This is a genomic window from Bacillus methanolicus (genome assembly GCF_028888695.1).
Taxonomy (GTDB): domain Bacteria; phylum Bacillota; class Bacilli; order Bacillales; family Cytobacillaceae; genus Bacillus_Z; species Bacillus_Z methanolicus_B.
This window is the reverse complement of sequence record NZ_PNFF01000001.1, coordinates 107,558-128,870: the sequence shown is the minus strand read 5'-3', so window position 1 is coordinate 128,870 and position 21,313 is coordinate 107,558. Positions and strand designations below refer to the sequence as shown.

Annotated in this window: 21 protein-coding genes and 1 pseudogene; 10 read left to right on the top strand and 12 right to left on the bottom strand. The window is 39.3% G+C overall.

What is annotated here, in order from left to right; all coding sequences use genetic code 11:
* Positions 1 to 35: 35 nt before the first annotated feature.
* Positions 36 to 275, bottom strand: a complete 240-nt coding sequence (locus C0966_RS00535; protein WP_425535906.1) for a helix-turn-helix transcriptional regulator — start codon at positions 273 to 275, stop codon at positions 36 to 38.
* A 144-nt stretch (positions 276 to 419) separates the two neighbouring features.
* On the opposite strand from C0966_RS00535, the gene C0966_RS00530 reads away from it, so the two are divergent.
* The 5 genes and pseudogenes from C0966_RS00530 to C0966_RS00510 all read left to right on the top strand — a co-directional run.
* Complete coding sequence (locus C0966_RS00530) at positions 420 to 794, top strand: helix-turn-helix domain-containing protein (protein WP_274853214.1); 375 nt, start codon at positions 420 to 422, stop codon at positions 792 to 794.
* Between the two features lie 162 nt (positions 795 to 956).
* A complete protein-coding gene (locus C0966_RS00525) occupies positions 957 to 1,583 on the top strand; it encodes a DUF4352 domain-containing protein (protein WP_274853213.1) in 627 nt (208 codons plus the stop codon).
* Between the two features lie 74 nt (positions 1,584 to 1,657).
* Positions 1,658 to 2,140, top strand: a complete 483-nt coding sequence (locus tag C0966_RS00520) for an ImmA/IrrE family metallo-endopeptidase (RefSeq protein WP_274853212.1) — start codon at positions 1,658 to 1,660, stop codon at positions 2,138 to 2,140.
* Positions 2,141 to 2,156: 16 nt separating this feature from the next.
* Positions 2,157 to 3,605 (top strand): recombinase family protein, encoded by a 1,449-nt coding sequence (locus C0966_RS00515; protein WP_274853211.1) that lies wholly within the window; start codon positions 2,157 to 2,159, stop codon positions 3,603 to 3,605.
* 38 nt (positions 3,606 to 3,643) lie between these two features.
* A pseudogene (locus tag C0966_RS00510) lies at positions 3,644 to 3,901 on the top strand (YbjQ family protein); the annotation flags it as partial.
* Between the two features lie 41 nt (positions 3,902 to 3,942).
* Here the strand turns inward: C0966_RS00510 and C0966_RS00505 are convergent.
* Positions 3,943 to 4,407, bottom strand: coding sequence for a GNAT family N-acetyltransferase (locus C0966_RS00505; protein ID WP_274853207.1), 465 nt, complete (start codon positions 4,405 to 4,407; stop codon positions 3,943 to 3,945).
* 185 nt (positions 4,408 to 4,592) lie between these two features.
* Between C0966_RS00505 and C0966_RS00500 the strand changes: the two genes are divergently transcribed.
* Positions 4,593 to 6,686 carry a DNA topoisomerase III gene (locus C0966_RS00500; protein ID WP_274853206.1) on the top strand — a complete coding sequence of 698 codons (2,094 nt, stop codon included), beginning with the start codon at positions 4,593 to 4,595 and terminating at the stop codon, positions 6,684 to 6,686.
* Between the two features lie 106 nt (positions 6,687 to 6,792).
* Here the strand turns inward: C0966_RS00500 and C0966_RS00495 are convergent, their stop codons facing one another.
* Together C0966_RS00495 and C0966_RS00490 are read right to left on the bottom strand one after the other, a co-directional pair.
* Entirely contained in the window at positions 6,793 to 7,989 is a 1,197-nt protein-coding gene (locus C0966_RS00495; RefSeq protein WP_274853204.1) for an IS256 family transposase, read from the bottom strand.
* 374 nt (positions 7,990 to 8,363) lie between these two features.
* Entirely contained in the window at positions 8,364 to 9,716 is a 1,353-nt protein-coding gene (locus C0966_RS00490) for a hypothetical protein (RefSeq protein ID WP_274853203.1), read from the bottom strand.
* A gap of 185 nt (positions 9,717 to 9,901) precedes the next feature.
* Here C0966_RS00490 and C0966_RS00485 point away from each other — a divergent pair, with 185 nt between their 5' ends.
* The 3 genes from C0966_RS00485 to C0966_RS00475 all read left to right on the top strand — a co-directional run bounded on the left by C0966_RS00485 (position 9,902) and on the right by C0966_RS00475 (position 12,939).
* Complete coding sequence (locus C0966_RS00485; protein WP_274853202.1) at positions 9,902 to 11,185, top strand: MDR family MFS transporter; 1,284 nt, start codon at positions 9,902 to 9,904, stop codon at positions 11,183 to 11,185.
* A gap of 81 nt (positions 11,186 to 11,266) precedes the next feature.
* Positions 11,267 to 12,499 carry an aminopeptidase gene (locus C0966_RS00480; RefSeq protein ID WP_274853200.1) on the top strand — a complete coding sequence of 411 codons (1,233 nt, stop codon included), beginning with the start codon at positions 11,267 to 11,269 and terminating at the stop codon, positions 12,497 to 12,499.
* A 164-nt stretch (positions 12,500 to 12,663) separates the two neighbouring features.
* Entirely contained in the window at positions 12,664 to 12,939 is a 276-nt protein-coding gene (locus tag C0966_RS00475) for an acylphosphatase (protein WP_274853198.1), read from the top strand.
* A gap of 86 nt (positions 12,940 to 13,025) precedes the next feature.
* On the opposite strand, the gene queF is transcribed toward C0966_RS00475, so the two are convergent.
* Positions 13,026 to 13,523 (bottom strand): preQ(1) synthase, encoded by a 498-nt coding sequence (gene queF / locus C0966_RS00470; protein WP_274853197.1) that lies wholly within the window; start codon positions 13,521 to 13,523, stop codon positions 13,026 to 13,028.
* A gap of 343 nt (positions 13,524 to 13,866) precedes the next feature.
* Complete coding sequence (locus C0966_RS00465) at positions 13,867 to 15,192, bottom strand: polysaccharide biosynthesis protein (protein WP_274853196.1); 1,326 nt, start codon at positions 15,190 to 15,192, stop codon at positions 13,867 to 13,869.
* Positions 15,193 to 15,429: 237 nt separating this feature from the next.
* Here C0966_RS00465 and C0966_RS00460 point away from each other — a divergent pair, with 237 nt between their 5' ends.
* Entirely contained in the window at positions 15,430 to 16,923 is a 1,494-nt protein-coding gene (locus tag C0966_RS00460; RefSeq protein WP_274853195.1) for a peptide MFS transporter, read from the top strand.
* 92 nt (positions 16,924 to 17,015) lie between these two features.
* On the opposite strand, the gene C0966_RS00455 is transcribed toward C0966_RS00460, so the two are convergent.
* The 6 genes from C0966_RS00455 to rraA all read right to left on the bottom strand — a co-directional run bounded on the left by C0966_RS00455 (position 17,016) and on the right by rraA (position 21,137).
* Positions 17,016 to 17,648, bottom strand: coding sequence for a response regulator transcription factor (locus C0966_RS00455; RefSeq protein WP_274853193.1), 633 nt, complete (start codon positions 17,646 to 17,648; stop codon positions 17,016 to 17,018).
* Entirely contained in the window at positions 17,641 to 18,684 is a 1,044-nt protein-coding gene (locus C0966_RS00450) for a sensor histidine kinase (RefSeq protein WP_274853191.1), read from the bottom strand. Before C0966_RS00450 ends, C0966_RS00455 begins: the two co-directional genes overlap by 8 nt.
* Positions 18,681 to 19,418, bottom strand: a complete 738-nt coding sequence (gene liaF / locus C0966_RS00445) for a cell wall-active antibiotics response protein LiaF (RefSeq protein WP_274853189.1) — start codon at positions 19,416 to 19,418, stop codon at positions 18,681 to 18,683. The genes C0966_RS00450 and liaF overlap by 4 nt, the downstream gene beginning before the upstream one ends.
* A gap of 88 nt (positions 19,419 to 19,506) precedes the next feature.
* Positions 19,507 to 20,154 (bottom strand): PspA/IM30 family protein, encoded by a 648-nt coding sequence (locus C0966_RS00440; RefSeq protein ID WP_274853186.1) that lies wholly within the window; start codon positions 20,152 to 20,154, stop codon positions 19,507 to 19,509.
* A gap of 19 nt (positions 20,155 to 20,173) precedes the next feature.
* On the bottom strand, positions 20,174 to 20,518 hold the full coding sequence (locus C0966_RS00435; protein WP_274853185.1) for a flagellar basal body rod protein: 345 nt from the start codon (positions 20,516 to 20,518) through the stop codon (positions 20,174 to 20,176).
* 139 nt (positions 20,519 to 20,657) lie between these two features.
* On the bottom strand, positions 20,658 to 21,137 hold the full coding sequence (gene rraA, locus C0966_RS00430) for a ribonuclease E activity regulator RraA (protein WP_274853184.1): 480 nt from the start codon (positions 21,135 to 21,137) through the stop codon (positions 20,658 to 20,660).
* Between the last annotated feature and the right edge of the window lie 176 nt (positions 21,138 to 21,313).

Sequence of the window (21,313 nt, the reverse complement as noted above, 5' to 3'; positions counted from 1 at the left end):
CTTTGTCACCGCCTTTCTGTTTAGTGGAATTGTGTTTAGGCTGAACTTGTTTTTTGTAACGTTTCGTTACTATTTTGGGTAAAAAAAATTGTCCAATCAAAATCCAGAACACCCCCGATAGATTGGGCAACAGAAACACTTGGTGTTCTATTTCCTGATTCAATCATTGTATAGTACGATCTTTCGATACCAACCCTTTTGGCAACGTCATATTGAGTGAAACCTTTTGCTATACGAAACTCTTTAAGCCAAGTTCTTGCTATTTGTTTTTTCACTGTCTCACCTCCGTTGTAACGATACGTTACTTAAATAATAGTATCATTTCGTTACACTGTCAACATTTTTTTCAAAAAACGTTTCTTTTTGTTACTAATTATTTAATGTAACTATTTGTTACTGTAATATATATGTAGAAAGAGGTGAGTACACTGTTAGCTGAAAGATTAGTTAAACTAAGAAAAGAAAATAATTACACACAACAAAGAGTAGCTGACTTCTTAGGTATCACCAGACCAGCTTATACAGCTTACGAACGTGGTACTCGCCAACCTGATTATGACATCCTAACGAAATTAGCCGATTTTTATGATGTATCAGTTGACTATTTGCTTGGGAGAACTGACGATCCCGAGCCTTCCAAAATGGACAAGCTCAGAAAACTCGGACTGAAAGAAGGCGAAGAAATTCATTTCTTCGATCTGGAAGGTTTAACTGATGAAGATATAGAGTTCATCAAAAATCAAATAGAGTTTTTACAGAAAAAAGCAAAGCAACTTAGAAAAGACACGGAATAAAATTTAAACGTGTCTTTTCTTAGAACCATATACGGAAAATTTTATCTCTCTATATATTTTTTGGTTTTTACATAGTTAAATTTTCTTATTCCTATTGATATATTAATAGTCATTTTGACTATTAAAATTATAAATTATTACAAAATAGGGGGTATTATTCACATGGCTAGTGAAAAAACAAAAAAACCATTCTATAAGAAATGGTGGGTGTGGCTTTTAGGTATTATTATTATTGCTGCTATCGCTTCTGGCGGAGGGGAAGATACTGAACAAGCTAGTACAGAGCCAAAGGAAACAAAAACAGACCAATCTAAAAAAGAGGAACCTAAGAAGAAAGAAACAAAACAAGAAAAACCAAAAGAAGAAACTAAAAAAGAACAGACTACTGTTGGTATGAATCAACCGCTTAAGGTTGGCGATGTTACTTTTACTGTAACAGGAAAAAGCACTGCTGCACAAGTAGGTGGAGAGTTTGGTCAAAAAGCCCAAGGCACATATTTGATTCTAGATGTAGTTGTTAAAAATGAAGGTAAAAAAGCCATAACTACAGATTCTTCATTCTTCAAACTAAAAGCTGGGGATGTAGAGTATGAAGCTGATGCCGTAGCAGATGCTTATATAAACGAAAATGGCACAAGCTTCTTCTTGCAGCAGGTTAATCCTGGAATTGAAAACAAGGGAAAAATAGCTTTTGATGTACCTGCTGATATAGCAAACAAACCTGATCTGATACTAAATGTTCAAACAGGGTTCTACGGAGCAGAACAAGGTCAAATTTCCTTAAAATAATCATTCAGCCCTTTTTGGGCTTTTTCTTTCAACTATAAATACGAACGTATATTCGTATAATTGAGGTGCTCATCATGAAAACAACATATACTCAAACATATTTAGAAGAATTCATCTCAAATCTTTACAAAAGCCTTGGCATTTTTAAGCCTCACCAGATATCAGAAGAATACATTGCAGCGAGGCTTGGAATCTTATTTTTTCGTGATAATGGCCCTGCTTTTCACACACGGGTTTGTGGAGTCGATGCAATCTATGTAGATGCACGTGACAGTCCTAAAAAACAGCGTGAACAATTTTTTCATGAGCTTTGTCATGTTCTGCGTCATGTTGGGAGCCAATCCATTGTTCCTGTTTCTTTTCGAGAATGGCAGGAACTTGATGCTAAACGTTTTGTGAAGTGTGCGGCTATTCCATTTGATATGGTGAAGGACTGGGATTTGCGGAATGACAACATTGTCCAAAAAGCATCAGATACATTCGGCGTTACAGAGAAACTTTGTGAGCAAAGGCTTTTGCAGATCAAAAACCGAATCTACTTCAAAAAAATTAGTTGAGGTGATAAATGTGCGGGTGGCAATTTACATCCGAGTAAGTACAGAAGAACAAGCGAAAGAAGGATACTCTATTGGTGCGCAAGAAGATCGACTCCGAGCCTATTGCATTTCCCAAGACTGGGAGATATTCGACGTATATAAAGATGAAGGAAGATCAGCAAAAGACCTTGAACGAAAAGAATTACAACGGCTATTAAAAGATATTAAGTCTGGCCTAATTGATGTTGTCTTAGTGTACAAATTGGACCGCCTTACTCGTTCCGTGTTGGACTTATACAAACTACTAGAAGAGTTTGATAAATATGACGTGAAGTTTAAGTCCGCAACTGAAATTTATGATACAACAACTGCAACCGGACGCCTATTCATCACATTGGTTGCTGCTCTTGCTCAATGGGAACGAGAAAATCTTGCAGAACGTGTAAAAATGGGCATGTTAAGAAAAGCGAATTTAGGCGAATGGCTTGGAGGTACCTCTCCCTATGGTGCTGAATTTAGAGACGGACGTTTCCACCATATCGAACATGAGAAAAAGATTGTGCAAAAAATGTTTAAAATGATACGAACTATGGGATCAGATCGTGTGGCTCGCATATTGAATAGCCAAGGATATCGGACTAGAAAAGGAGCAGAGTGGGCTGGATATACGGTTCATTACATTGTTACTAACCCATTTTACATTGCGAAACTCCGTTTTAATAATGAACGATTTCAATTGCGAAAACCTTTGCGCGAACAACAATTATTTGATACCGATCTAGTGGAGCCAATGGTCGATGAACAAGAATTCTGGGAAGTACAAGAAATTCTTGAAAGAAGAAGCGGAAGAAAAGGCAGAGGAATGACCGGAAGATATTATTTTACTTCAATTCTTAAGTGCGGGAAATGTGGAGCGCCTATGCAAGGAACAGTTTATTATTACAAAAAATCGAAAAGATCAGTAAAATTCTATCGTTGTAGTAGCAAGGCGAATGGCCGTTCCTGCAAAATGCCAAGTATCCAAGAAAACCGTCTTGCAGATGAAGTATTAAATTCTTTTCACAAGCTAGTTTTTGGATGGATCCAGCCAAAGAATGTCATTCAAAAAGATGAAGCTCAAGCAAAAGATGAATGGGAACAAGAATTAAAAAATGTGCAGCGTACAATGGAAAAATATAAAATGATGTTTGTGAATGACTTGATTGATTTCGATGAGCTGAACGAAAAAATGCATGTACTAAGGGAAAAAGAAAAAGAATTGAAATACAATCTTTCCAACGATCACTCTTCTCCCACTTCTTCTTATACTCTGGAAGAACTTGAAATGTTAGTTCAGGATTTCCCAGGACTTTGGGAAGTATCTACAGATGAAGAGCGAAAAATCCTCTTGTCTGAAATTTTTAGGGAGATTGTTGTCGACGCGGATGAAAACGCGAAAGTAAGTCCTGGCAACTCTAAACCATTTTGGATTGTAAGTGCAAAATAGCAGGTATAGTAACCCTATACCTGCTTTTTAATATGTTCGGGGAAGCGATCATGGGAGCGAACGTAGTCCGAGACTTTTTGGCAAGTGTTACTGACATCATTGGCGGAAGAAGCAGTGCTTACGAAAATAAGCTATCAGAAGGACGCGACGTTGCTATCAGGGAAATGGAAGAAAAAGCACGCCGGATGGGAGCCAATGCTGTCGTTGGAGTCGACCTCGATTTTGAAACGCTCCGGGACGGCATGATGATGTGTGTTGCAACAGGGACAGCTGTTTTCGTTAAGGATCAGTCCTAATGTTAAGGCAGGGAAATCTTTAAGATTCCCTGCCTTTTTGATTACTTCACAAATTTTTTGAAATGAACGAGGGTAATCCCTTCCTTTTTCATCTGCTCTCCGGTTTTCTTAAAGCCAAGTTTTTGGTAAAGTTGAACAGCAGGCAGATTAGCAGCACCCGTTGAAACGATTATTTCATGCACATCCGGGATAGCTTTTTCCAGATAATTTAATAGTTTTCTTGCAATTCCTTTTCGAAGATGGCCGGGCTTGACCATCAGCCGATGTATATCAAGCTGACCATTCTCAACTTTATATGAAGTTACTCCGATCAGTTCTTCTTGTTCAAATAACCCGACAAATTTTTCTTCACAAGCCATCAGTTCTTGCAAACTTTCTTTTAATGGCAGAATATCCATTGAACCGATTAGCTCGGCCTCGATTCTATAAGCTTCTCGTTGAAGTGATAAAACGCGTTTCGCAGTGTCCTCGTCACGAATATTTATTTCCTTTATACAATCAGCCACGGTTTCTCCTCCCTTGCAGGAACATATTTTGCTTTTGATGTAAAAATCCCTCCATATTCGTTATACTTATGGAGTGAAACTTTATCATGGGGATTATTAGCCTTTGAACGAATCGAGTTCTAAACGCCCGTTAATCCTACCTATGAAGGTTGGAGTTTTATGGACGAATACAGAAAGGAGAAGCTATGAAATCTCTCGTTCTTGCAGAAAAACCGAGTGTCGCACGTGAAATTGCCCGGGTACTCGGCTGCAAACAACAGCATAAACATTACTTTGAAGGAAATAAGTATATCGTTACATGGGCTCTCGGCCATTTAATCGAATTAAAAATGCCGGAGCATTATGATACAAGATATAAAACATGGCGGCTTGAGGATTTGCCGATTATCCCTGATAAAATGGGCTTGAAGGTGATCAAACAAACAAGCCATCAATTCAGAGGAATTGAAAACCTTGCAAAACGCCCGGACATTAAGGATTGTATTATCGCGACCGATGCCGGACGGGAAGGCGAACTTGTTGCCCGCTGGATTCTAAAAAAAATCCATTGGAAAAAGCCGATCCTTCGCTTATGGATTTCTTCACAGACTGACAAAGCGATCCGCGACGGCTTCAACCATTTAAAGCCGGGAAAACAATTTGATGCGTTATATGACTCTGCCGTCTGCCGGGCGGAAGCCGACTGGCTGATCGGGCTAAATGTAACTAGAGCGCTTACTACAAAGTATAATGACCCGCTTTCTGCAGGCCGCGTGCAAACTCCCACGCTTGCTATGATTATGGATCGGGAAAAAGAAATCCAGAAGTTTGTGCCGAAAGAATATTGGACAATCAAAGCACAGATCGGCTCCCTCACTACATCGTGGGAACGAAACGGCGAAAAGCGGATTTTTTCAAAAGAAACGGCTGATAAAATTTACGATAAGCTTGCAGGCAATAAAGCAGTTGTTATCTCGATTGACCGCAAGAAAAAAAGCGAACAACAGCCACTTCCATATGACTTAACGGAACTTCAGCGGGATGCCAACAAGCGTTTCGGCTTTTCAGCAAAGAAAACATCGTCTGTTTTGCAAAGGCTGTATGAGCAGTATAAGCTTGTGACTTATCCAAGAACAGACTCCCGCTATTTAACAACGGACATGGAAGCTACTATGCTTGACCGCCTTCAGGCAATGTCTTCAGGCTACAAAGAAGAAGTTCGTCCGTTGCTTGCCAACAAGGGGCGAGTCATCGCAAGACGGGTATTTAATAATGAAAAAGTCACCGATCACCATGCCATTATCCCGACGGAAGAATGCTTGAATATTAGCGACCTTTCCGCCGATGAACGAAAACTTTATGATCTGATTGCCCGCCGCTTTTTGGCGCTGTTTTATCCAGCATACCAATATGAAACTGTCCATGCGGTCTTTGACGTAAACGGAGAAACACTTTCCGCCCGTGAAACCGTAGTTGTCGATCCCGGATTTAAAGCAGTTCTTGGCAAAAATGACGATGAGCCGGACAACGAGCAGCTTGGTGACCTTACAAAAGGCCAATCTTTTACGGTTAAAAATGTGGTGATGGATCAAAAGCTGACCGAGCCCCCGCTTCGGTATTCGGAAGCCGACATTCTTTCGCAGATGGAAAAGTATGGTCTCGGAACACCGGCAACAAGGGCGGACATTATTGAAAGGCTTGTCGAAACAGAGGTAGTTGAACGCCAAAACGGAAGGATTTATCCGACAAGGAAAGGGAAACAGCTGATTGAACTCGTTAACGAAGAATTAAAATCTCCGGAGTTGACTGCCCGCTGGGAAAAGGAACTTGAAGCGATTGCCCGCGGCAAAGGAAATCCGAAAACATTTCTGCAAAATATTCGCAAGCAAACAGAACATCTAGTTTCTGAAATTAAAAAAAGCGACCGCTCCTATCGGGCCCATAATCTGACTGGTTCAAAATGTCCAGAATGCGGTTCGTTCTTAAAAGAACGGTCGACAAAAGAAGGCCGAATTTTAGTATGTTCGAATATGGAATGCCGTTTCCGTAAACATAAAGATCCGAAACTTTCAAAACGGCGCTGCCCGCAATGCAAAAAACGGATGGAAATTCACGCAGGCAAAGCCGGAGTCTATTTCCAATGCCGCCCATGTAATGTCGTCGAAAAAGCGGAAGAAAAGAAAAAAGCCGTAACAAAGCGTGAGGAACGAAAATTGATTCAGAAATACAGCCAAAAAAATGAGCCCTTTGGAACAAGTTTGGGAGATTTATTGAAGCAGGCGTTGGAAGATAAAGAATAAATGCCAAATCCGGAGTCAAGTCCTTAATATTGTGTAAAATACTAATTACAAGGTTTTAGCCTATTTATTTAATTTGATTGGAAGGGGGTACCCCCTTCCAATCAAATTAAATTTCGCGCTCGCGCGGGACATTCTCGTTTTTCGCAAAAATGCTTTTTTTCTTGGCTTGTTCCTCATCATAATCCATTAAGACAGCTCCAATCAGCCGATAGGCAGACTGCGTATTTGGAAATATGCGGATCACCCTTTCACGACGGCGAACTTCCTGATTTAATCGTTCCAGAGAGTTGGTGCTACGGATTAAGCGATGCCATTTTGCGGGATGACTTAAATATTGGATGGCGTCTTCAAAGCCCTCATCTAATATCTCCAGTGCCTTTTCAAGTTTCGGATTCTCTTCATAGCTCTTAAAGAACACATTGCGAAAGAAACGGGCATCTTCTACCGTAACGGCTTCGAATATCCTTTTTAAATCGACAATGACCTCTCCCATGCCTTTTTTAGGCAATGCTTCGATGATATTTCGTTTGAAATGAACGGTACAACGCTGCCATGATGTTCCGATAAATTCCTTTTCTATCGCTTTCTTTAATCCTTTATGGGCATCTGAAATCACCAGCTTGGGGGATTGCAACCCCCTTGACTTTAACTCACTCAAAAATTCCCGCCATGCTTCATAGCTTTCTTTATGATCGATTTTAAAACCGATCACTTCCCTTTTTTGGTCCTGGTTAATGCCGGTCGCAATATACACCGCTTTAGAGACGACTTTATGGTGTTCACGCACTTTGATATACATGGCATCTACAAAAATATAAGAGTAATATTGGACATTTAACGGTCGGTTTGCCCATTGTTTGACAACTGGATCAAGCTTTTCTGTCAAGGATGAAACAAAGGATTTCGAAACTTTTTCCCCGCATAATTGTTCTACAACATTCGTCACTTTGCGTGTAGACACTCCATTTACAACCATCTCGAGCATGGATAAGACAAAGGTTTGGTCCACACGCGCATAGCGTTCAAAAACAGATGGTGAAAAGTCACCATTACGTGTACGGGGAACTCTTAATTTAATCTTTCCAATACTTACAATAAAGTCACGGTCATAGTAGCCATTTCGGTAGTCTTGGCGTTCGGAGGTGCGCTCATAAGCCTTAGCCTGTAAATACTCATCACGCTCTTTTTCCATGTACTCATTCAAGACTAAAACAATGGTTGATTTAACTACCGCATCAATATTTGAATTCATGACCGAATCTTTTAAAAGGTCCATATTTAGGGTAAACTGTAATTGGGTCATAATTAAATCTCCTTTTCAATGTTTTATGTAGGCATTAAAACATTGTAACCAAAAGGGATTAATTTGACCCTTTTTCTTTTTACACAATTATACGGACTTAATCAAATCCGGGATGGTTAGGAGCTTAAATTCTGGCTTATAAGCCTTCAATTTCGTTTATGAGCTTTTATTTCGATTTATGAGCCGTCGTTCTGACTTATCAGCCTTCTTTTTGATTTATGAGCCGTCATTCTCGTTTATTAGCCTTTATCCGGATTTATGAGCCGTCGTTCCGATAAATGAGCCTTCAGTCCGATTTATAAGCCTTAACTCAATTAACCAGGCGAATGCTCGCCTGGTTCTTATTTGCCTTTATAATGTTTTCATGCCATTTCTTATTTTTGAATCAACCTTATTTCCTTGATTGGATCGTCTTTTGATTCAGAAGATCCTTCAAGCCATAATTCTTTTCCGCCGCTAATGATATACGTTTGAAAATAATGGCCGTCCATTTCACTGATTCCTTCTGCTGCAGGAAGCCCCATGATTTTCTCTGCATCTTTCATATAAAGCTTTTCTTTCTTTGGAAAATAGCTTATGAAGTGAATAGATGGCTGATCAGATTGTAAATAGCCATAAACATGGTCACTGTAGCCAAAAACAAGTGATCCGTTCCAATTTTCCTCAAAATCTGGTGTTCCTTTCTCATCTTTAATCAGTTTAACCAGTGTGCCGATCGAATAAGGAACCCCCTTCAGCCTGCCGTTTCTTATTTCATCTGAAAAAGTGTGGTCAAAATAAACAGATTTACTCGCCTTTTTTTCGAGTTCTGTTCGGAGTTGAATCGTAATTTTTACAACTTGCTTTCCATTTTCGTAGTCAAATACAATTTCACGGTTATGATCCTCAACCGTAATAATAAATTGTCCTTCATCCTCTTCTTCTGCTAAATTATGGCGAATTTGTACCGTTCCTTTGACAAGTCCGGACTGCCTGATCCCAATTGTATCGCCAGGCTTTACTCTTATCGTATGATCTGATATTCCTTTTACATGCAGTTCTTCCCCTAAAGTCTCATATTCTAATAAAACATCGCAATTTTCTTTCAAATGATTCCGTACATTGAAAAATTGCGGGCTGCCTCTAAAAATTTCATTCTCCCAGTGAAAAGTCTCTTGCTGCTCTTTCCCTTTAAATACGAGCAAATTATCCTCAATTTTCACTTCCCCGGATTGAACGTATTCACTTTTTAGTTTTTGAAGCTTCTGGAGGGAATTTTGATCATAACCGTACAACCAGGCTTCTGTTTGGCTTGTTGTGCCTGCTTTTTGCTGGTGTTCAACAACAAGCCTCGTTTCCCGTTTTCCGTTTTGGTCAATGGTAAGCGGTCCTGCTATAGCAAAACGAGTTGCACCGGGAACTTCTTCCTTAAAAAAGATTTCCCATTTATTATTTTCCTCATTGTAGCTTTTTGCCATTAAAACGCCTTTTTGTACTTTGTTTTTATCAATGGTTGTATAAGTCGCTATTATTTCCGGAGTTTTTCCCCCGGATAAATGAAGCACTTCAATCGTTGGTTTTTCAGTCGTTTCTATATCATCTTGAATTCCGCTTTCACGGATCCAGTCTTCCTTCGTAAATGTTTGTTGTAACTCTGCTTTTGGAGTTTCATCTTCTTTTGTCGTTTTCTCATTTGCACAAGCAGTTAAAATTGCTAATCCTAAAAACATCAAAAAAAACTTCTTCAACATATCGTTCTCCCTTCCAAATAAGGATACCATGCTTTTAGACAGAAGTGGCATTCTTTCTTTTCAATTTGCCGGGGCACCGGATATATTTTGTTCATTCAAATTGTTTCGATTAGTTGAAAGGTTTGATTGACTAATTCATTCAGTAGTATGATAGCTTTATTGACCAAAAAGGGGAGTTTTTAATGAGAATCAAAGACTGGGATCAAAACCTGAAAGTTCGCCTGTTCGGAGAAGCACTCATGAATATTACTTTTTGGATGTTCTTTCCGTTTTTGACGATTTACTTTGCTGATGAGTTTGGAAAAGACAAAGTAGGATTTCTCTTCATTTTTTCCCAGCTTTTTTCAGTTTTTGCAAATTTAATGGGGGGTTATTGTGCTGACCGATACGGCAGAAAGAAAATGATGGTGTTGTCAGCTTTCGGGCAGGGCTTTTCATTTCTTTTATTCGCGCTGGCAAACATCCCTGGCCTCTCCTCTCCCTGGCTCGCATTTTTTAGTTTTACCCTTGTAGGAATTTTCAGTTCCTTTTATTGGCCTGCAAGCCAAGCGATGGTAGCGGATGTCGTTGAAGAAAAACACCGAAGCAGTGTATTTGCAGTTTTCTATACTTCTATTAATATTGCCGTTGTTGTCGGTCCGATTCTCGGTGCTATTTTTTATGCAAATTACTGGAATGAATTATTGCTCGTTGCCGGCTTCAGTTGTATGACGCTTGCTTTCATTTTTGTAAAATGGACGCGGGAAACTGCCCCCAATCAGCATAAAATCACATCAAATGAGAATGAAAAGTGGTATTCTTTCCTAAAAAACCAGTTGAAAGATTATCAGATTATTATAAAGGATAAAACCTTCTTACTATACATTTTAGCAGGAATATTAGTGGCCCAAACTTTTATGCAGCTTGATTTGCTTATTCCGGTTTATACGAAAGAGGTTATCGATCAACAAACAATCCTTTCTTTTGGAAATTGTTCTTTAACTGTAAGCGGTGAACAAGCATTTGGAATCCTTCTGTCCGAGAACGGTTTTCTCGTTGCTTTGTTTACTGTCTTTGTAACAAAATGGATGACGAAATTTAGGGAACAAAATGTGTTTATTTTATCATCGGTCACATATGCGATTGCCATCTACTTATTCGGGCAATTGGAGTGGATTTGGGGGCTGATTTTTGCAATGTTACTATTTACCGTCGGAGAACTGATGACGGCAGGCATTCAGCAAAGCTTCATTTCAAAAATTGCTCCTGAACAGATGAGGGGCCAATATTTTGCGGCCGCAATTTTAAGGTTCACAATCGGGAGAACAATTGCCCCAATATCGATCCCAATGACCGTTTGGATTGGATATGATTGGACAGTTGCAGTTCTTTCTTTATTATCATTATTGAGCGGCTTTCTTTATTGGTTAATGTTCAAAGTATACGAAGGCAATCGCATAAGGACAATTGAAAAAGGATCGGTTTAGGAACAACTTTCACAGAGTTTCATATTAAGAGTAGAATCGAGTACAATATTAAAAAAGATTCTGATAAGGAGAATAAAAAAGATGAATGATTTTCAAACGAATTTAGAAAAATACGCTGAACTGGCAGTCAAAGTCGGTGTCAATATTCAAAAAGGGCAAACGCTCGTGGTTAACGCAGCGATCGATGCTGCACAATTAGTAAGGCTTGTTGTAAAAAAAGCTTACGAAACCGGTGCGGATAATGTCGTCGTTAATTGGTCCGACGATATTGTCACAAGAATCAAATATGATTTGGCTCCTGATGAAGCTTTTCTTACATATCCTAAGTGGCGGGCAAAGGAAACCGAAGAATTAGCAGAAAAAGGTGCGGCCTTTATGTCAATTGTTTCTTCCAGCCCTGATTTATTAAAAGGAGTAAATCCGGAGCGCATTTCCAACTTTCAAAAGGCAGCAGGAAAAGCACTCGCGAACTACCGCAAATATGTCCTATCCGATAAAATCAGCTGGACTGTCATCGCTGCTCCATCAGAGGCATGGGCGGAAAAGGTATTCCCTCATGAACCTGCAGAAACAAGGGTCCAAATGCTTTGGGATGCTATTTTTAAAGCGACGCGCACTGATTTGGATAACCCTGTTGAAGCCTGGAAAAAACATAATGAAACCCTTCACGAAAAAGTACAATATTTGAACAGCAAACGGTATAAAAAGCTGCATTACAAAGCTCCCGGTACAGATTTAACAATCGAATTGCCGGAAAAACATCTTTGGGTAGGTGCAGGCAGCGTAAATGAAAAAGGCATCGATTTCATGGCCAATATGCCGACGGAAGAAGTATTCACCGTTCCGCACAGAGATGGAGTAAACGGATATGTTTCAAGTACAAAGCCTTTGAGCTACGGCGGAAATATCATCAATAACTTTACGCTTACTTTTGAAAATGGAAAAATTGTCGAAGTGAAAGCTGAAGAAGGAGAAGAAATATTAAAACGGTTGATCGAATCGGACGAAGGCTCCCACTACCTTGGTGAAGTTGCACTTGTTCCGCATAACTCGCCGATCTCCCAATCAAACATTTTGTTCTATAATACTTTATTTGATGAAAACGCCTCTAACCACCTTGCAATCGGGAGTGGGTACGCGTTTTGTCTTGAAGGCGGAAAATCAATGTCATCAGAAGAATTAAAAGCAAATGGTGTAAATGAAAGCATCGCGCACGTTGATTTTATGATCGGTTCAGCAAAAATGGATATTGATGGAATTACAGCTGACAGAAAATCAGAGCCTGTATTCAGGAGCGGCAACTGGGCTTTTTAAAAACACCTTTGAAAAGATCATGCACCCTTTTTGGCATGATCTTTTTTTGAAAAGACCCCCGCAGTGTGACAAGAGTCATTGCAACTTTCCCGTAAATATGGGAGGATAAAAGCTACTGTCACTTTTATGAAATCCGTAATTTTATAATCGGAGGGGGAAACGTTATGGTACAACAATTACGGATCATTGTTTCAGGAAAAGTTCAAGGAGTGGGCTTTCGTTATTTTACACAAATGAAGGCCAATACGTATGGTATAACAGGTTGGGTGCGAAATCTGTCTAATGGCAATGTAGAAATCATCGCAGAAGGAAATAAGGATGACTTAGTACTTTTTCTCAAAAGCATTAAGGAAGGAAACCCTTTTTCAAGGGTCAGCCATATAGAAACAGAAGAAACAAATGAAATCAGCGGTTTTACATCTTTTACGATTAAATATTAAAAGGAACAAAGCGATCCACTTTGTTCCTTTTGTTTCCATCTTCCATGACAAACCTTGGGATCCCAGTATCCATTAATATTCTTCTTTTAGCGATTATCAATTTTTTCCGGGTAAAGATCGTGGTTCATCAGGCGATATTCTGCCATTTGTTCATATTTTGTGCCCGGTCTGCCGTAGTTTACATAAGGGTCAATGGAAATGCCGCCTCTAGGAGTAAATTTCCCCCACACTTCGATATATTTCGGGTCCATTAAGTCAATCAAATCATTCATAATAATATTTATACAGTCTTCATGAAAGTCTCCGTGGTTGCGGAAACTGAATAAATATAGTTTTAAAGATTTGCTTTCGACCATTTTTTTATCAGGAATATAACTGATATATATGGTCGCAAAATCAGGCTGGCCAGTTATCGGGCACAAGCTCGTAAACTCCGGACAATTGAATTTTACAAAATAATCACGATTCGGATGTTTATTATCAAACGCCTCTAACACTTCCGGTGCATAATCGAACACATACTTCGTCCCTTGATTTCCAAGCAGCGTTAAATCTTTCAATTCTTCCTGTTTTCTTCCAGACATAAAAAAAAGCCTCCCTTATATGAATCCGTGTCATAAAGGAGAGGTTTATGTCGTGCACTTACATAAAAGAAAAACCATATCTCCTCAAGATATGGTTGATTTTCATCAAAGCCATAGTTTTTTAAAGAGGGTTAGTGCTATGAACCTCTCCCGTCAGCACGGGATATATTTTTATAGAATTGTCAGTAGTAACTATAGGAAAAAACAAGGGCAATGTCAACTAGAAAAAAACACCTTTGAATGACTAGATACATTCTAGACAAGATCCTGGGAATCCTTGAAATCCATATTGAGTAAAAAGGTGCAGACCAATTTGATCTGCACCTTTTTATTTTTTTTGCAATTAAATATTTCTTGGATAGGTTCTCAAACTCCATGAAATGCCGATCTTTTTACATATTGTTAAATAATGCATCAGAGCCAATAATACAGCTCCCGTATTCAAACCGATAATAATTCCTCCCATTTGAAAATCTGGAAGAGACCCGAGAAAATACATAAGCGAAAAGGAAATCACGGTAGACCAAATGGAATGAATAAAGGTATCTTTCATAAGGCCGAGGCCGATTAGATACGCCTGCATCGGAATGACAAAAAAGTGGAATAAAAAGTATGGCCAGAGCATTTGCAAATATCCCGCTGCAGTTGCGGAATGGAAAAACAAACTGGCAAGAGGCTCGGCAAGAAAATACATAATGATCACCGCAAAAGTTCCATACGAAAATGTTAGGATCATCACCTGCTGCAGCAGTCTTTGCATCCGAAGTGTTTCTTTTTTTGCATACGCTTTTGAAACAGTTGGAATGAGCATGGTAAGCAGCGAATGAGCAATAAATGCCGGGAAAAATCCAATCGTTATTGCTACCCCTGCTAACATCCCAAAATGCTCTGTTGCCAGATTTTCATTGAAGCCTGACCGAACTAATGCTGCTTTGATCAAAAACGGCTCAATAGCATTGGTAAATGCATGAAAAATCCGCATCGCAGTAGTCGGGATCGACACGGCCATCAAGTTTTGCAAAACGGTTTTCTTACTAATGATATTTTGTGGCCCCTGCTTTAAGTGTTGAAACTGAACGAGAAACATGTGAATCAAATACACAAAAACGATAAATTCGCTTCCAACCAATGTACAAAACGCAACAAGGAGCGCTGTTTCCATTTCAAATTGAAAAAGCTGATAAACGAGTACGAGAAGGCCGAGTTGGACCACTTTCCGCAAAAAATTGGAAACAGCTATTTTCCCCATTTGCTGTTTTCCCATAAAAAATCCTCTTGCAATCGAAGAAAATGAGACGACTGGGATAAGAAAAATGACAAGCCATTTTAAAAGTGGATGGTAATGCTGAAATATTGGAATATGCGGGATAAGGATAGCCGTTACAATAAACAAGCAAGCGGTAAAAATGATGGTTAATCGGATTGCATGCTGAAGCATGCTTTTATGGTATTTGCCATCCCGCTCGGCAATAAATTTTGAGATGGATATCGGCAATTCCAGACTTGCAAGCAAAACGATAAAAAAGATGGAAGGAAGAATGGACATATACAATCCCATCCCCCGTTCCCCCAGTTCATTTGCAAGGACCATATTCACAAGAAATTCGATACACTCGCTAAAAAAAGCTGCTGCTGCTAACAGCAGTGTTCCTTTTAAAAAAGAACTCATGTTGTCTCTCCTTAATAAAGATTGATTCTTTATAAACATATGAGACAAGTATCAAGATTATTTGAACTTTGTAAAATGAGCCGAAGTGCTGTTCATGATTTTTCACTTTTTACACAAATTAATCATGGAAGAAAGAAAAAGTATCTTTCATGGAATTTATTGTTATACTGAAATAATATTTTGACAATACAATTTTAAAAAAGTATTATGGAATATGTTGAATAAGGAGGTTGTATGATGTCAACGAATAACAAAGACAAAATTCTTGAAAGCGTTCCCCAGAAAGGTTTTTTTGGGCACCCTAAAGGATTATCCACTCTATTTTTTACTGAGTTTTGGGAACGTTTTTCATATTATGGTATGAGAGCGATTCTTCTCTACTATATGTATTATGAAATCTCTAAAGGCGGATTAGGGCTTGATGAAGCAACTGCAGCGTCAATTATGGCCGTTTACGGATCTTTAGTTTACATGTCCGGCATTATCGGAGGCTGGTTGGCTGACCGCCTGTTTGGTACTGCGAAGACCGTTTTCTACGGCGGTATTCTAATCATGTTTGGGCATATTGTTTTATCTTTACCTGGAAGCATCACTGCTTTATTTATTTCAATGGGATTGATTGTCATCGGTACCGGACTACTAAAGCCGAATGTGTCCACTGTCGTGGGGGAATTATACAGCGATGAAGATGCTCGGAGAGATTCCGGATTCAGCATTTTCTATATGGGTATTAACCTTGGTGCATTTCTCTCTCCGCTGATCGTAGGTACAGTTGGCCAGAAATATAATTTCCATCTCGGATTCAGCCTTGCAGCAATCGGTATGTTCTTAGGACTGATCGTTTTTGTTTTAACGAAAAAGAAGAACCTTGGACTTGCAGGCACTTATGTTCCAAATCCTTTAACAAAAGAAGAAAGAAAAAGCGTATTTACCAAAATAGGAATTGGCGCATTAATTATCATTATTTTAGTTGGAATTACCATTCCAACTGGCATTTTAACAATCGACAGGTTTACGCTCCTTGTTAGTATCCTTGGAATTGTCATTCCTACTTTGTATTTTATTTTTATGTACCGCAGCTCGAAAACAACAGAAGTGGAACGTTCAAGGCTTATTGCCTATATTCCGCTATTTATTTCGGCAATCGTATTCTGGGCTATCCAGGAGCAGGGATCCATTATTTTGGCGACATATGCAGACAAGCGTACACAGCTGCATTTTGCCGGTTTGGATATTCAATCTTCCTGGTTCCAATCATTAAATCCGCTGTTTATTATTTTTCTAGCACCTGTATTTGCTTGGTTTTGGGTTAAAATGGGAAAACGTCAGCCAACAACTACACAAAAGTTTGCTCTCGGTTTACTTTTTGCCGGTTTATCCTTCCTTGTCATGATCATACCGTCATATGTAAACGGTACAGAAACATTAGTGAATCCGTTATGGCTTGTGCTGAGCTTTTTCCTAGTTGTTCTCGGGGAATTGTGCATATCTCCTGTCGGACTATCAACGACAACGAAACTGGCGCCGGCAGCTTTCTCGGCCCAAACAATGAGCTTATGGTTCTTGACAAGTGCGTCTGCTCAGGCAATTAACGCACAAATCGTCCGTTTCTATGAACCAGAAACTGAAATTGTTTACTTTGGAGCTATTGGTGTAATATCTGTCATTTTAGGTGGTATTTTATTTATGATTTCACCTGTTATGACAAAATACATGAAGGGTGTTCATTAATAAAAACGCGCACTGAAATTTCTCATAATTTTAAAAATGAAAAACTGCCTGTCCTTCACTTAATAGGACAGGCAGTTTTGTTTTTTAAAAAACTATTTAACTAGCGAATGCTTAAATGCATAAATAACAGCCTGGGTTCGATCCTGGACCTGGAGCTTGCTTAAAATATTGCTTACGTGGGTTTTTACTGTCTTTAATGCAATAAAAAGCTCATCGGCGATTTCTTGGTTCGTTTTTCCTTCAGCCATCAAGAGCAGAATTTCCATTTCACGGCTTGTTAATTCGTCATGAAGTTCACAAGAATTTTTTTGCCTCATTTTCATCATCATTTTTCCTGTTACTTCCGGTTCAAGTACGGATTGGCCGTGGTATGTAGCCCGGATTGCATTGGCGATTTCACTTGCCTTCGAAGTTTTAAGCATATAGCTTGTCGCACCTGCTTCCAGTGCAGGATACACTTTTTCGTCGTCCAAAAAGCTAGTTACAATGATGATTTTAGCCTCGGGCCATCTTTCAATGATTTTTCTCGTTGCCTCAATTCCATCCATTTCTTTCATCACAAGATCCATTAAAATAACATCCGGACGCAAGTCTAAAGCCATTTGAACTGCCGTTTTCCCGTTATCTGCTTCTCCAATGACTTCAATGTCCGGCTGGGCAGAGAGGTAAGAGGAAACCCCGATTCGAACCATTTCATGATCATCTACAAACAACACTTTAATCATCGGTATCACCTTCAATCATCATAGGAACTTTTACTTCCAGACGTGTGCCTTTCTGTTTAACACTGACAATTTTTAACGTTCCGCCAATCTCTACTGCCCGTTCATACATGTTTTGGATTCCGTAAGATCCTGCTTTTGTTTCTTCTACATCAAACCCGACTCCATCATCCGAGACCCGAAGAATAATAAGATCATCCCGATGAATAAGTAGAACCTCAAGCTTCGTTGCCTTTGAGTGGCGGAGGGTATTTGATACAGACTCCTGTAAAATTCGGAACAAATGGTCTTCAACACCTTTATCCATTGGAAACTCCTCGAGTTTCCAGTGGATTTTCATTGTTACTTTTTGGGATAATTCGACTAATAATTCTTCAATTCCTTCTTTAAGCGTTTTTCCTTTTAACGCAACAGGACGCAAGTGGAGAAGAAGAGCACGCATTTCCAGCTGGGACTGATGAATCATTTCCTCCACCATTTTTAATTGTTTTGTTTCCCGATCATCCGATAAAGGCTTACCCTCATTGATGGCGGACATGAGCATGGACGCCGCAAACAGCTGCTGGCTGACTGAATCATGCAGTTCCCGTGCCAGCCGGTTTCGTTCTTGTGAAATGATTTCCTGAATTCTGTTTTCCTGATCCTCTACTTTCTCCGTTGCAAGCCGTTGTGAAAGCTTCGTTTGTTCAACAATCTGTTTTTGGATTTTTTGGATTCTTTGATTAATTATTTCAAGTTCAACTAATGAGTTCTGTTCCATTCCATCTATAGGCCTTCCTTCTTCTATCTGATGCAGGTAGAATTCAACCGTCTGAATGTGTTTGCGCCAATATATTCCGGAAATAAGCCCAAAAATGATGCCAATTGCAATACTGACGCTCGGTAAAAAAACAATAAAAGGAATGTCCATTAATTCACGTTTCCATAATTGCGACCAATCCGGCAATGGAAATGCAGCAATCATTGCCGCTGTAATTAAAATGAAAATAATGATCGAGATACCTGCTCCCCAAATAATTTGGCGCTGGACAATATTCATACCCGCTTCACCTCTAATTCACCTACAATGAAAGAGGTGAAGATTTTCACTTTTTGTTCCTGGTTGTTATAATCCGGGGTTTGGATGTGCAGGTTCTGATTAAAAATCTTTTCTTCTTTATGATCAAAGATGATCGCTGAACCGGCTAAACTTGAGTGATTCACACTCACTTCCAGGTCATACGGCACGAGCACTTGAACATTCCCGATCATTTTTCTTATAACAATTACTGTTTCGCCTTTTGGCAGTACCGTATAGCTTAAATCGATGACTGTATCGCCAAATCCTGCTTGAATATTGATATCATTCCACTCATAAACATGTTCGGGCGTTTTTTGCTGTCCGAAAAAAATATTTTCAAGGACAGGCTTCCTTTTAATTACCGTTTTTTCCCCTGCCTGAGATTTTTCATTTTCTTTTATGATGGGGATTATTTTTTCCGGATGGCGCTTGGACTGAGAAAATTGAATGATTAAATGAATCAGAATGGCAAGAAGAAAGAAGCGAAACGTGATCATTCCAAGTATGCTTGCAGCGAAAAAAATCAATCCTGCCCAGAACAGAAGGGTTCCAAAAGTTCCAGGCATTATTTTTCGACCAAAATAGATCATTCCACCTGCCACAAGAAGAGAGAAAATAATCCCCTTATTGAAAAAAGAGATTTCCATAAAAAGCAATACGAAACCAATAAGCAGAATCCAGCTGATATAGTCGCTTTTAAGTTTGTTTATCATAGTGGTTTCCTCCCTTCTTCTAGCTTAGGAAAAATTGGTTAATGAAAAAAGGCGCAGAGCTCTACGCCTTTTAGAATACCAGTTTCTATTACAATTGAGAATGCGATTCTTCTTTATTCATTTCTTTTTCCAACTGGGCGATGCGGGCATCGATTGTGCTGCGGTAATAGGAGCTGTTTACTTGGTGTTCCAAACGGTCAAGATAAGATTCAATTTCATGGAACCGTGAATAAGCTTTGTTTGAATAAGCATTGTTTTCAAGGACTTTATTCATTCGGTGATAGGCGCGGGTTACGTTTTCACGTCCCATTAGCTCCATTCTTTGAATGTGCATGTCTTTTAATTTGTGCTTCATTTCTTCGTATTTTCGTTCGAGATCACTTAGCTGCTGTAATGCAGTTTGCAGTGCTTCTTTTAATCTTGCCGCACGTTCCTCATATTGATGTTGTTCGCGGGAAGCAAATTCATAAAGCTCGGTTTCTCCTGCTTTTGAAGCAATTTCCGCCTGGCGTTTGCGTTTTTCTGCTAATTCAAGTGCATGATGATATTCACGTGTAAACTCTTCTTTTAATGTATATTGTCTTTCCAATAATTTGCGAACTTTCTCAGTTTCATGTTCACACTCGCGTAAATATTGGTTAAGCAATGCAATTGGATTTTTTTGCTCCTTTTGATCCAATACCTCGTGAAGATCTGCCATAACCGAATTTTTAATACGTGTAATTAAATTTGTCATTTTGAATCCTCCTTAACCATTAATAACGATTTAATTCTGCCCACTGCTTTTCAAAGTTGGCAAACGGGTCGTTTTCTTTTTTTACCACCATTTTGTCTTCGTTCCATTTTTTGTAGACAACGTATAACACATATGCAGCTGCGACTCCAAGAATAGCTGGAACATTTGATGCGGAAGCCATCAAAGCCGCAAACCCGACGATCCCCCAGCCAATTTTTCCTAGCGTTGATTCCGTTTTTAGAAATTGTTTTACAACTAAATATAGAATCAGTAAGCTGGCAGCCAAACCGATCATCGGGCCAAGTTGCGCAATCAACACCATCGCAGCAATCCCGCCTGCTACAATCAAACCAAATTTTTTCATTTTTCGTTTCCTCCTTTCTATGACTTCATCTTACCTTTGGAACCAACATTCTATAACGATCCCGAGCTTTATTTTCAACTAAGACCTAAGACTTAGGGGGTCTGGCCCTCCCGGCCAGACCCCCTATCAAACAAACTCTTTAAAATAACTTTTTGTTTGAAACAATCACACCATCTTCATCTGCGTACACAAATTTTCCGGGCGTCCATTCTACTTCCCCGAAAGCAATGGAAACGTTCCTTTCCCCTTTACCCTCTTTTTTGCTTTTTAATGGGTTGCTGCCAATTGCTAGAATTCCAACATTTAAGTCTTTCAGTTCAGCACTGTCGCGAACACATCCATTAATAATGACACCGGCAAGACCCCGGCTTTCGGCGATCTCTCCAAGGCGATCTCCAAGAAGTGCACAGCGTTTCGATCCTCCTCCATCGACAACGAGTACACTCCCTGCAGGTACATTCTCTAAAGCTTCCTTTACAAGAACATTATCTTCAAAAACTTTTACGGTATAAATTGGGCCGTAAAAGGCTGTCTTTTTTCCATAGGAATTAAATTCCAAAGCGCAAACTTCCAGTTCATTTGAATAATCATCGCACAAATCAGCTGTTTTAAAGTTCATTTTATGTTTCTCCTTTCGTAAATTGTGAATGAAATCTTGCAGCATAGTCGTCAGAGAATTTTGTTCCGTCACCCTTTCCTTCATTCTATCTATATAATTTCTTTACAATTGCCAATAACCCTTTTTTTATTCAATCACATGGAAAAAAGATGCGAAACTTCGCATATCTTTCTAAC